This is a genomic window from Achromobacter ruhlandii (assembly GCF_902859695.1).
Classification (GTDB): domain Bacteria; phylum Pseudomonadota; class Gammaproteobacteria; order Burkholderiales; family Burkholderiaceae_B; genus Achromobacter; species Achromobacter ruhlandii.
In genome coordinates, this window is sequence record NZ_CADIJL010000023.1 from 1 (window position 1) to 12,142 (window position 12,142).

The following is a 12,142-nucleotide window of genomic DNA, read 5'->3' on the forward strand; positions in this document are numbered from 1 at the left end:
CGGCCGCCAAGAGCGGCGCGTCGCGCTGGCTCGGTCCCATCGCCGGCATCGCCGACGGCCTGGGCATCGCCGCGCTGCTCTCGAGCATGGGCCTGTCGGGCGCCTTCGCCGAATTCCTGTCGTCCGCGCTGCTGATCGCCGTGGTCGTGTTCGCCGTGATGTTCATCATCCGCCGCCTGCGCGGCGCGGCGCCGCGTCCGGCCACGCAGGGCGCCTTCGGCGGCGCCAACAACGCGCCTGGCCAACCGCAGCAGCAGCCCATGTGGCGTGAGGCGCTGAAGCCGGCCGCCCCGGCGGCGGCGCCGGTCGCAGCCGCCGCTGCCGCCCCGGCCGCCGTGCTGCCCAAGGCGGGTGACGACAACAACTGGTTCGTGCCCGGCGACTTCGATACGCCCAACTTCCTGAAGCAGGCCAAGGAACAGTTCGTGCGCATCCAGGCCGTGTGGGACAGCGGCAGCACCGACCGCCTGCGCGACTACCTGACCGATGACCTGATCACCGAGCTCAAGCCGCAGCTGGCAGAGCGTGGCGCCGCGCCCAACAAGACCGAAGTGGTGCTGTTGAACGCCGAGCTGCTGGGCATCGAAACCGTGTCCGACGGTCACCTGGCCAGCGTGCGCTTCTCGGGCATGCTGCGCGAAACCCCGGGCGCCGAAGCCTTCCGCTTCGAGGAAGTCTGGAACCTGTTCAAGCCCGCCAACGGCGGCTGGCTGCTGGCCGGCATCCAGCAGATTCCGGTGGAATACGCCAGCTGATCCGGCTGGCGCCATCTCCCTGATCTCGCGGCGGCCTCGCGGCCGTCCGTCCCAACCGGCCCTTCAGGGCCGGTTTTTCCATGCGCGGGCGCAAACCGCGCCCAGACTGCCCGGAACACACCCCCATCCAACCCGGTACACTCCCGATTTACCCATCAACTTCGTCAGCCCCGTTGCGCGGGGTCGCGGACTGTCATGTTGCCTTTTTCGTTTCTGCCCACTCCTGCACGGCTGGCCGTCGGCGCGCTCAACGCCCTGTTGAAGCGTGAGGACTGGGCGCGCGAACGCCTGGCCCGCCACGCCGGCAAGACCGTGCGCTTCGCGCTGGGCGGCTTCACCCTGGGCCTGACCATCGACAGCGAGGGGCTGGCGGCCCAGGCCGATGCCGCCGTGGTGCCCGACGTGACCCTGACGGTGGCGCCCGAGAAGCTGCCGCTGCCGCGCCTGGGCGCGGGCGGCGCGGCGCCCGATTTCGCCGAAGCCACGCACATTTCCGGCGACGCCGCGCTGGCGCAGGTGGTGGCGGACCTGTCCAGGCAGTTGCGCTGGGACCCGGAAGACAGCCTGGCCAGGATGGTGGGCGACATCCCCGCGCTGCGCATCGCCGGTGGGCTGCGCGCGGCTGCCGGCGGCGCGCGCCAGGCCGGCCAGCGCATGGCCGAGAACGTATCCGAGTATCTGGCCGAGGAAAGCGGCATGCTGCTGGGCCGCCCGGCGCTGGAGCAATGGCGCCTGGACCTGGCCGAGCTGAACGCCCGCGCCGATGCGCTGGCGCGTTCGGCCGCCACCCTGTCCACCCGGCTGGCCTCGGCCGCCGCCAAGCGGGGCGCCTGACCTATGTTTCCGTTGCTGCGCCTGTTCCGCATCATTCTGGTTTCGCTGCGCTATGGCCTGGACGAGCTGGTGCTGTCCAGCCTGAACCATCCGTTGGCCACCTGCCTGCTGCGCGTCATCCGCCTGGGCACCCGGCCGCGCAAGCCGCGCGGCCTGCGGCTGCGCCTGGCGCTGGAATCGCTGGGCCCGATCTTCGTGAAGTTCGGCCAGGTGCTGTCCACCCGCCGCGACCTGATTCCGGCCGACATCGCCAACGAGCTGGCGCTGCTGCAGGATCGCGTGCCGCCGTTCCCGTCGGCCCAGGCCGCTGCCTGCATCGAGGCCGCGCTGGGCGCGCCGCCCGAAAAGCTGTTCGCGCAGTTCCAGGTGGACCCGGTGGCGTCGGCCTCCATCGCCCAGGTGCACTTCGCGGTGCTGCACGACGGCCGCGAGGTGGCGGTCAAGGTGCTGCGCCCGGGCATGCTCAGCATCATCGAGAAGGACCTGTCGCTGCTCAAGATCGTGGCCCGCATCATCGAGCGCCTGGGCGCCGATGGCCGCCGGCTCAAGCCGCGCGAGGTGGTGGCCGAGTTCGACAAATACCTGCACGACGAACTCGACCTGGTGCGCGAGGCTTCCAACTGCAGCCAGCTGCGCCGCAACTTCGGTCCGGAATCGGGCCGCGGCGACATGCTGATGGTGCCCGAGGTGATCTGGGAGTACACCGCGTCCACCGTGTTCACCATGCAGCGCATGTATGGCGTGCCGGTGGGCCAGGTCGAGCGCATGCGCGCCGCCGGCATCGACATCCCGACCCTGGCGCGCACCGGCGTCGAGATCTTCTTCACCCAGGTGTTCACCGACGGCTTCTTCCACGCCGACATGCACCCGGGCAACATCTACGTGTCCGACCGGCCCGAGACGCTGGGCAGCTACATCGCCCTGGACTTCGGCATCGTCGGCTCGCTGTCGGAATTCGACAAGAACTACCTGGCGCAGAACTTCCTGGCCTTCTTCCATCGCGACTACCGCCGCGTGGCGCAATTGCATATCGAGTCCGGCTGGGTGCCGCCCGACACGCGCGAGGAAGAACTGGAGGGCGCGGTGCGCGCCGTCTGCGAACCCTATTTTGACCGGCCGTTGTCCGAGATTTCCCTGGGCCAGGTGCTGTTGCGCCTGTTCCAGACCTCGCGCCGGTTCAATGTGGAGATCCAGCCGCAGCTGGTGCTGCTGCAGAAGACGTTGCTGAACGTCGAAGGCCTGGGGCGGCAGCTCGACCCCAACCTGGATCTCTGGAAGACCGCCAAGCCCTATCTGGAACGCTGGATGCGCCAGCGTGTCGGAATCAAGGGCCTGCGGCAGAGCCTGGAAAAAGAAGCCGCGCAGTGGTCGCAGATGCTGCCGGCGCTTCCCAGGCTGGTCCACGACCACCTGAACCGCCCGAACCTCTCGCCGGCGCTGCTGGCCGAGATGGCGCAGCTGCGGCGGGCCCAGGAACAGAACAACCGGCTCGTCGCGGCGCTGGTTGGCGTGCTGGCCCTGGCCATCGGGGTGGCGTTGTGGGCATTGACCCGATAGGCGGCGCGATGGTGTAAGTGCGATCCCCTGTCATGTTTCATTCATGAAACGGTCATCATAGCTTCGCGGGAGACGGCGAAAAATAGCGCTGGGCAGACCTCTGTGCAGCGTCGCGCCGGCAAGCGCGTGCGCCATTCATCAATTTCTATAGCCCCACTAGCGGGACGAAAACAAGGGCAGAACATGCTTTATCCTGAACTCTTCAAGACCATGGAAGCGGTGCGCTGGAACATGGCGCACGATATTCCCTGGGGCGACTTCGATCGCAGCAAGCTCTCGGACGAGCAGGCGCATACGATCAAGATGAACGCCATCACCGAATGGGCCGCGCTGCCGGCCACCGAGATGTTCCTGCGCGACAATCGCGGCGACAGCGATTTCTGCGCGTTCATGTCGGTGTGGTTCTTCGAAGAACAGAAGCATTCCCTGGTGCTGATCGAATACCTGCGCCGCTTCCGTCCCGACCTGGTGCCTACCGAGGAAGAGCTGCACAACGTGCGCTTCGAATTCGACGTCGCGCCCGAGCTGGAAACGCTGATGCTGCATTTCTGCGGCGAAGTGCGCCTGAACCACTGGTATCGCCGCGCCGCCGAATGGCATACCGAGCCGGTCATCAAGGCCATCTACAAAACCGTGGCGCAGGACGAGGCCCGCCATGCCGGCGCCTACCTGCAGTACATGCGCCGCGCCCTGCACAACCGTGGCGAGGACACCAGCGTGCAGGCGCGCCTGGCGTTCTCCAAGATCGGCGTGCTGATGGCCTCGGCTGGCCGCACCCAGCAGGCGCTGCACCCGACCAACCTGCACGTCAACAAGGACCTGTTCCCCAACGACACGGTGCAGTCGCGCCTGCCCGAGCCGGGCTGGCTGGAGCATTGGCTGGACACCCAGATCCGCTTTGACGGCGTGTGGGAACAGAAGGTCGCCACCCGCATCCTGCACATCCTGTCCAAGCTGATGGACCGCAGCTTCGAGACGGTCAAGGACCTGAACCGCTACCGCAAGGAAATGACGGCGCTGATCGTGCCCAGGGAAAAGGAAATCGTGCTGGCCGGCGCCTGACGGGGCGCCACGGCGGCGCGCGCCGGCCCTGTCCGGGGGCGTCAGATGACCGATGACGGCGGCCACGGCCGCCGTCGTACAATCGCGGCATGCCAGCCGCCCGTTTCGAATCCAAAGTCCTGTCCCGCGACGACTGCGTCGCCGCCGTTGCCGCCGGCCGCCTGCCGCGGCCGCTGGTGTTCACCAATGGCGTCTTCGACATCCTGCATCGGGGCCACGCCACCTACCTGGACCAGGCCGCCCAACTGGGCGCCACGCTGATCGTGGCGGTCAACACCGATGAATCGGTGCGCCGCCTGGGCAAGGGCGCCGAGCGCCCGTTGAACCGCATGGAAGACCGCGCCGCGCTGCTGGCGGCGCTGGGCTTTGTCACCGTGGTCACCTCGTTCCACGAGGACACGCCCGAGGCGCTGATCGGCCAGCTCAAGCCGGACCTGATCGTCAAGGGCGGCGACTACGACATGGAAAAGCTGCCCGAGACCGCCCTGGTCAAGACCTGGGGCGGCCGCGCGGTGGCCATTCCGTTCGAGTTCGAGCGTTCCACCACGGCGCTGGTCAAGAAGATCCAGGGCGCCTGAGGCGCTGCCGCGCGCTTAGCGCGGTTCGCGCAGCAAGCGGTTGATGGCTTCCAGGTCGGACTCGGCCAGGATGCCGCTGGTGGCCTTCAGGCGCAGCCCCGACAGCACCGTGCTGTAGCGCGCCAGCGCCAGGTCGCGCTGGGTGGCGTAGAGCTGCTGCTGGGCGTTGAGCACGTCCAGGTTGATGCGCACGCCCACTTCATAGCCGGTGCGGTTGGCCTCGACCGCGGCGCGGCTGGACTTCTCGCCGGCTTCCAGCGCCTGGATGCGCGCCAGGCCGCTGGTGACGCCGGTGTAGTACTGGCGCGCGGCCTGCACCGCCTGGCGCCGCGCGGCCTCGAAATCGTGGCGGGCCTTTTGCTCCAGCTGCACCTTTTCCGTGACCTGCGAGGACACCCCGCCGCCCGAATACAAGGGAATCGACAGCACCACGCCGATGGTGCTGTCGATCGGCTTGCCGGGGGTGGCATTGCGCATCACCGCGTCGCTGGCGCTGCCGCTGGTGGCGCGCAGGTTCAGGGTGGGGTAGTGGCCGCTCTTGGCGATCTGGATCTCGCGGCCGGCGATGCGCGTCAGCAGCTGGGCGCGCAGCACCTCCAGACTGGAGGATTCGGCCTGGTTGCTCCAGTCGGCCACGCGGGCCGGCTGCGGCGCGGGCAACTGCACACCCGGCGGCAGTTCGGCCAGCGCGCCGGGGGCGGTGCCGATGATCCTGGCCAGTTCATCGCGGCGCACGTCCAGGTCGTTCTGCAGGCGCAGTTCCTGCGCCACCACCAGGTCGTAGCGCGCCTGCGCCTCGTAGGTGTCGGTGATGGTGGCGTTGCCCAGCTCGAAGTTGCGCTTGGCCGACTCCAGCTGGCCGGCCACGGCGGCCTTTTCGGCCTCGGTGGCGGTCAGGGCGTCCTGGGCATACAGCACGTTGAAATAGGCGTCGGCCACGCGCAGCAGCAGGTCCTGGTAGGCCTGCTGCAATTGCACCTCGACATCGGCGACGATGAGCTTGGACTGTTCGTGGTTCTGCCAGCGGCCCCAGTCGAACAGCGGCTGGGTCAGCGCCAGGTCCCAGACGCCCCGGCCGCCGCTGTAGGCCATGCTCAGGCCGCGGGTGCTGCGGGTTTCCTGGTAGGCGCCGCCAACCCCGGCCGAGACCTCGGGCAGCAGCAGGGCGCGCGCCTGCGGTTCCTTTTCCAGCCCGGCGCGGTAATTGGCGCGGGCCGCCGCATAGATGGGGTCATTGCCCAGGGCGGATTGCCACACCTGCAGCAGATTCTGCGCGCACGCGACAGACGGGCCGACACTTGCGGCGGAGGTAAAAACCAGTAAAGCCGTAAGCAGTCGGACGCGCATGATCTGTCAGGGGGAGGGGTGCTGCTCCAGGGAATCCAGGGCGGGAGCCCGTGTGGCCGGGCGGGCCGGCGTGGCGGGGCCGCACGGCCCCGCCTGGGAACTCAGAACTTGAACTGCGACACCGTGGCGCCGCGCAGGGGCTTGATGACCGTTTCGAACAGATTGACGGTCTCGAAGCTGGCGGCGGTGGTGCGGGTGATGCGACAGGCCGTCATGACGGGGGCCTGGCCGACGACGACGACCAGGCGGCCGCCCACGCGCAGCTGGTACTTGAGCGCGTCGGGCACGACCGGCACCGAACCCGTCACCAGGATCGCGTCGTATTCGGTGGAACCCCAGCCGTTGCGGCCGTCGCCGGTTTCGACCTTGACGTTGGTGACGTTGTTCATCTGCAGGTTCTGCTGCGCGAACGTGACCAGGCGGCTGTCGATCTCGACCGAGGTGACCTGCTGCGCCAGGTAGCCCAGCAGCGCGGCCTGATAGCCGGAGCCGGTGCCGATTTCCAGCACGCAGTCGGACTTGCTCAGTTGCAGTTCCTGGGCCAGGCGGGCTTCGACCTTGGGGGCGAGCATGGTCTGGCGGGTATTGACCGCGTTGATTTCCAGCGGCAGTTCCAGGTCGGAAAACGCCAGGGCGCGCAGGGCCGGCGGAACGAACTGTTCGCGGCGCACATCGAACAGTGCTTGCAGCACGTTGGCGTCCAGGACGTCCCACGGGCGGATCTGCTGTTCCACCATGTTGAAGCGGGCTTGTTCTACGTCGGGCAGGGTCGAAGCGTTCATGACGGTCAGGAAAAAAGCGGAGGAATCAGCCGACCATTGTACCGATTCGTAGCGTCCTGTGACGCCGGGGAGCGGCCCGCCTGGTTACACGCCCGGAAACGGGCCGGCGGTCGCGGCGCTTTCGGACGCAATCACGGCCAGCCGGGCGGACGGGAGGAGAGTGCGGGGAGTCGGGTTACATCGGCCCTGGCGGCCGGCCGGGGCGGGGGACCGGGTGCGAAGTCCGATACCGCCCCGCCGGTCTCACCACCAGGCGTGGAAGTGGTGCACCGGGCCATGGCCGGAGCCGACCGACAGGCGCTCGGCGTGGCGGATGGCTTCGGTCAGGTAGGCCTTGGCGCGGCGCGCCGCCTCGGGCACGTCCTCGACCTGGGGCAGCAGGGCGGCCAGGGCGGCCGACAGGGTGCAGCCGGTGCCGTGGGTGTTGGCGGTCTCGATGCGGTGACCCGGCAGCTCGATCATGCGGTCGCCGTCGTGCAGCAGGTCGATGGTGTCGTTGCCGGGCAGGTGGCCGCCCTTGACCATGACCCAGCGCTGGCCGGAATGCGCCAGCTTGTTGCGCAGGCGTTCGGCCACGCGCCGCATTTCCTTGACCGTCTCCACCGGGCGCTCTTCCAGCAGCACGCCGGCCTCGGGCAGGTTCGGGGTCAGCAGCGTGGCCTGCGGCAGCAGCGCTTCGCGCATGGCGCCGACGGCGTCGCGTTCCAGCAGCAGGTCGCCGCTCTTGGCGACCATGACCGGGTCCAGCACCACGTGCGCCGGGGTCCACTTGGCCAGCTTTTCGGCCACCACCTGGATCACCGGCTGCTGGCCCAGCATGCCGATCTTGACCGCGTCGATGCGCACGTCGGCGAACAGGGTGTCGATCTGCTGGCCGACGAAGGCCGGCGGCACCGGCGAGATGCCGCTGACGCCCTGGGTGTTCTGCGCGGTGAGCGCGGCGATGACGGCGCAGCCATAGGCGCCCAGGGCGCTCATGGCCTTGACGTCGGCCAGGATGCCGGCGCCGCCGGACGGGTCGACGCCGGCGATGGTCAGCGCGTTGGGGATCGGGCGGCCGTTGGCGGCCGGCTGGCGGCTGCTCATTTGGCGGCGCCGGGCGCGGCGGTGATCAGGCCCTCGGTGGGCGAGCTGGGCGCGCCGCTGTAGAGCTTTTTCGGCATGCGGCCGGCCAGGAAGGCCTCGCGGCCGGACTCGACGCCCTTTTTCATGGCGCTGGCCATCAGCACCGGGTCGCGCGCGGCGGCGATGGCGGTGTTCATCAGCACGGCGTCGCAGCCCAGTTCCATGGCGATGGCGGCGTCCGAGGCGGTGCCCACGCCGGCGTCCACCACCACCGGCACGCGCGCCTGGTCGATGATCAGGCGCAGGTTCCAGGGGTTCAGGATGCCCATGCCGGAGCCGATCAGCGAGGCCAGCGGCATCACGGCCACGGCGCCCATGTCTTCGAGCATGCGGCACTGGATGGGATCGTCGGTGCAATAGACCATGACCTGGAAGCCCTCATCCACCAGCGTCTTGGTGGCCTTGAGGGTTTCGGGCATGTTGGGGAACAGCGTGTGCGGATCGCCCAGCACTTCCAGCTTGACCAGGGCGTGGCCGTCCAGCAGCTCGCGCGCCAGGCGCAGCGTGCGCACGGCGTCGTCGGCCGAATAGCAGCCGGCGGTGTTGGGCAGCAGCGTGAACTTGGACATCGGCACGTAGTCGAGCAGATTGGGCTCGCCCGGGTTCTGGCCGATGTTGGTGCGGCGGATGGCGACCGTGACGATCTCGGTGCCGCTGGCATCCAGCGCCGCGCGGGTCTGTTCGAAATCCTTGTACTTGCCGGTGCCGACGAGCAGGCGCGACGAGTAGGCGCGGCCGGCGATGGTGAGAGTGTCTTGAGTGGTCATGGCGATGCTTCAAAGGGCGGGCGCGCGCAGCGGGACCCGCGGGGGCTGGCTGATCATCGGGCGGATCAATGGGTTGATCCCGGTTAGGCGAATCATAAAGCACGGCGCGGCGCGCCTGCGCGAAAGGCCACGTTGGCGCGTTCCAGAAATCGCGCTTGCCGCGCAGCGGTGGCCGGTGCGAATGACCGGGACGCGGGCAGGGGTATCGGGGGAGCGCGCCGCGCCGCATGGGGATGGCGATAGCGCGGCCGCGCGTGCGGCGATGTCCAGGGCCTGCGCGAGACGCTCCTGGATGCCCCTACGCCTCAGGGTTGGCGCAACCGGTCCAGGTCGGCGCACAACTGTTCGGCCGCATCGATCAGGCGCGGACCGGGGCGGTACAGCGCGTCGGCGTCGATGCCGTAGACGTGGCCCGCCAACGCCGCCGGCAGGCCCATGGCGCGCCAGGCGGCCAGGTTGCGGGTGGTGTCGGCGGGCGCGGAGACGCCGGCCAGCACCGCATCGGGCCGCGCCGCCAGCACGCTTTCCAGGCCGACCTGCGGCGCCACCACCGGCGCCTGGGCGAAGACGTTGACGCCGCCGCACAGGCGCAGCGCGTCGCTGACGATGCTGGCGTGGTTCAGCGTGTAGATGGGGTCCAGGCCCGCCTGCACGAAGACCCGCACCGGCGCGCGGCCGGCGTAGCGCGCGGCCAGCGCGTCCAGGCGCGCGCGCAGGGCCTGGGCGGCGGGGCCGGCCTGCGCCTCGGTGCCGAACAGCACACCCAGGCGTTCGACCGCGTCGGGAATGGCCGCGAGCGTCTGCGGGTCGCTGTAGTAGACCGCCACGCCGAGCTTGTCCATCACGCGCGCCAGCGGCGCGGCGGCGGAAGGCTGCCAGGCGATCACCAGGTCCGGACGGGTGGCGGCCACGCGCTCGGGATCGGGCTGGGTGCCGTCGCCGATGACCGGCAGGGCGCGGGCCGCGGGCGGATAGTCGCTGCCGCGGATCGTGGCGACCAGGTAGGCGCCGGCGCCGGCCGCGTAGACCAGCTCGGTGGCGTGCGGCGCCAGGGTCACCGCGCGCCGCGCCGGGGCGGCCAGGGTGACGTCGCGGCCGCGGTCGTCGCGCGCGTGGACCGCCGCCGGGGCTTCGACCGAGGTCGCGGCTGCAGTCTTGGGCGAGGTGTCGGCCGCCGCCGGCCCCGGGACGCACAGCAGCCCCAGGACGGCGAACGGAAGGGCGCGGACGAACGTCATGCGAGGGATCGATACGGTGGGCGTGGAGGAACGCCGACTATATCGGATCGCCGCTTAGTAGCGCACCGTGAGGGAGGCGTAGAAGTTGCGGCCGGGCGCGGGGTACAGGTTGTAGTTGGCAACCGGGCCCAGCATCTGGAACGAGGCATCGCCGCCACGGATGCCGTAGGTGGCGTACTTGCGGTCCAGCAGGTTGTTGATGCCGAACGCGCCTTCGATGTTGCGGGTGAACTTGTAGGCCACCTTGGTATTGAAGAGCACGTAGGCGTCCAGCTGCGTGTCGAACTGGTTGGCCTGGTCGTTGTCCATGCGCGACTTGCCCACGTACTGCGCCGTCACGTTCCACAGGAACGCGTCGGTGGGGCGCCAGGTCACGCCGGCGTTGGCCAGCCACTTGGGCGCCAGCGGCACGGTCTTGCCCGCCAGGTCGACGCCGCCGTAGGTGCCCGAGCGGAATTGCGCTTCCATCCAGGTCAGGTTGGCGTCCAGCGTCAGGCTGCTGGTCAGCTTGTGGTGGCCTTCCAGTTCGATGCCCTGGCGACGGGTCGGATCCAGGTTGGTGTTGGCGCCGGTGCCCGGACCCCACATGCCGTCGGCCAGCGGGTTGTACTGGATCTCGTTGGTCAGGTCATAGCGGAACCACGACAGGCGCGCGCTGGTGCTGTCCGAGGCCCAGGTCACGCCCAGTTCCTTGTCGGTGGACGTCTGCGGCGCCAGCGGCGATTGCACCGACAGGGCTTCGTCGGCATTGGGCAGGCGGAAGCTGCGGCCGACCTTGCCGTACAGGCCGAAGCCGGCGGGCAGGTCCTGGCGCACGCCGAGCTGCCAGGCGGTCAGGTGGTGGCCCTTGTCGGACTCCTCGCCCGAGCCGGAAATCACTTCCAGCTTGTCGGAGGCGTACTGGCGGCGCGCGCCCAGGGTGACGTAGGTGCTGTCGGTGGCGCGGATCTGGCCTTCGGCGAACAGGCCGTACTGATGCTGGCGCGACTGCCACTTGGAGGGGGCGAAGTCGTAGTAGGCGTTCTGGTCGGCGGAGGTCTTGGCTTCCTGCGCGTCGGCGCCGAACACCACGCTGTGGCCGCCGTTGATCGGCAGGCGGTAGCGCAGGCTGGCCAGGTTCTCTTCCAGCTTCTGCTGGCGCAGCGTGTCGCCGAAACCGTCGTACGACAGGCCGTTGAGCTTCTTCTCGCGGGTCGAGGCGTCGGCGTACAGCGTGCCCACGCCGAGCTGCTGCTCGACCTGCAGGCCGAAGGTGGTGGTGGTGGTCTTGACGAAGTCGACCTTGTTCTTGGCGCCGCGCGGGTCGCTTTCGAACTGGTTCTCGCCCGTGGTCGGGTTGATCAGGCGCGGGCCCGGCAGGTCCAGCTTCTGTGTGGTGGTGTTGCCATACAGGCGGATCGAGCCGTTGTCGTGGCGGAAAGTGATGCCGCCACCGCCGCCCTCGCGGCTCTCGCCGCTGTGCTCGCGGTAGCCGTCGCTGTGCAGCGACTGCATGTAGGCGTCCACGCCCACCTTCTGGTTGTTCAGCGCCACGGCGGCGTCGTACTGGCGCAGGCCGTAGCTGCCGAAAGTGGCGGTGGCGCGGGCCGTGACCGGCTCCTTGGCGAAGTCCTTGCGGGTGATGATGTTGATCACGCCGCCGGTGGTGCCGCCGCCGTATTGCACCGAGCCGCTGCCGCGCACGATTTCGACGCGTTCGACCTGGTCCAGCGGCACCACGCCCAGGCTGGGGGCGGACAGATCGTTGGTGTTCTGCTTGACGCCGTCGATCATGATCAGCGTGTTGCTGGCGCCGGTGATGCCGAAGCCGCGCAGGTCGACGATGGCGTTGTCGCTGGCGCTGGTGGTGTTGACCAGGTGGATGCCGGCCTGCGTCGACAGCAGGTCCTGCATGGTGCGGGCGCTGCTGGCGGCGATGTCTTCGGCGGTGATGACGGAGATCGACACTGGCAGGGTGCGGCCATCGCTGGGCACGCGCTGGGCGGTGACGGTGACGGTGTCGAGTTCGGGAGTGGCGGCTTGCTGGGCGGCCGAGAGGGCCGGGGCGGAACAGAGCAGGGCGCCAGCGTAGCGCCGGATGGAGCGGGATTTCATCTA

At 69.1% G+C, this 12,142-nt stretch carries 11 protein-coding genes; 5 read left to right on the forward strand and 6 right to left on the reverse strand.

The genetic code is table 11. The features are described from left to right. The 5 genes from HV742_RS22685 to HV742_RS22705 all read left to right on the forward strand — a co-directional run. Nucleotides 1-755: Tim44 domain-containing protein (locus HV742_RS22685; protein WP_254601223.1), on the forward strand; the 755-nt coding region annotated here is incomplete at its 5' end. A 195-nt stretch (nt 756-950) separates the two neighbouring features. Next, on the forward strand, nt 951-1,589 hold the full coding sequence (locus tag HV742_RS22690) for a ubiquinone biosynthesis accessory factor UbiJ (RefSeq protein ID WP_175146421.1): 639 nt from the start codon (nt 951-953) through the stop codon (nt 1,587-1,589). Between the two features lie 3 nt (nt 1,590-1,592). Beyond that, the gene (gene ubiB / locus HV742_RS22695; RefSeq protein ID WP_054418997.1) at nt 1,593-3,146 is read left to right on the forward strand and encodes a ubiquinone biosynthesis regulatory protein kinase UbiB; all 1,554 of its coding nucleotides are present in this window, start codon (nt 1,593-1,595) and stop codon (nt 3,144-3,146) included. Between the two features lie 183 nt (nt 3,147-3,329). Beyond that, nucleotides 3,330-4,208, forward strand: coding sequence for a ferritin family protein (locus tag HV742_RS22700; protein ID WP_175146422.1), 879 nt, complete (start codon nt 3,330-3,332; stop codon nt 4,206-4,208). A gap of 89 nt (nt 4,209-4,297) precedes the next feature. Next, nucleotides 4,298-4,786, forward strand: coding sequence for an adenylyltransferase/cytidyltransferase family protein (locus HV742_RS22705; RefSeq protein ID WP_054418999.1), 489 nt, complete (start codon nt 4,298-4,300; stop codon nt 4,784-4,786). Nucleotides 4,787-4,801: 15 nt separating this feature from the next. Here the strand turns inward: HV742_RS22705 and HV742_RS22710 are convergent, their stop codons facing one another. From HV742_RS22710 to HV742_RS22735, 6 genes are all read right to left on the reverse strand, one after another. Next, nucleotides 4,802-6,133: a TolC family outer membrane protein gene (locus HV742_RS22710; RefSeq protein ID WP_049070950.1), complete on the reverse strand. Its 1,332-nt coding sequence runs from the start codon at nt 6,131-6,133 to the stop codon at nt 4,802-4,804. A 101-nt stretch (nt 6,134-6,234) separates the two neighbouring features. Further along, entirely contained in the window at nt 6,235-6,915 is a 681-nt protein-coding gene (locus tag HV742_RS22715; RefSeq protein ID WP_006386870.1) for a protein-L-isoaspartate O-methyltransferase family protein, read from the reverse strand. A gap of 243 nt (nt 6,916-7,158) precedes the next feature. Beyond that, entirely contained in the window at nt 7,159-8,001 is an 843-nt protein-coding gene (gene thiD, locus HV742_RS22720; protein ID WP_020925371.1) for a bifunctional hydroxymethylpyrimidine kinase/phosphomethylpyrimidine kinase, read from the reverse strand. Then, nucleotides 7,998-8,807: a thiazole synthase gene (locus HV742_RS22725; RefSeq protein ID WP_006386872.1), complete on the reverse strand. Its 810-nt coding sequence runs from the start codon at nt 8,805-8,807 to the stop codon at nt 7,998-8,000. Before HV742_RS22725 ends, thiD begins: the two co-directional genes overlap by 4 nt. A gap of 305 nt (nt 8,808-9,112) precedes the next feature. Beyond that, the gene (locus HV742_RS22730) at nt 9,113-10,045 is read right to left on the reverse strand and encodes a cobalamin-binding protein (protein WP_175146423.1); all 933 of its coding nucleotides are present in this window, start codon (nt 10,043-10,045) and stop codon (nt 9,113-9,115) included. Nucleotides 10,046-10,099: 54 nt separating this feature from the next. Continuing rightward, complete coding sequence (locus tag HV742_RS22735; RefSeq protein ID WP_063580547.1) at nt 10,100-12,139, reverse strand: TonB-dependent receptor; 2,040 nt, start codon at nt 12,137-12,139, stop codon at nt 10,100-10,102. Nucleotides 12,140-12,142: the final 3 nt, after the last annotated feature.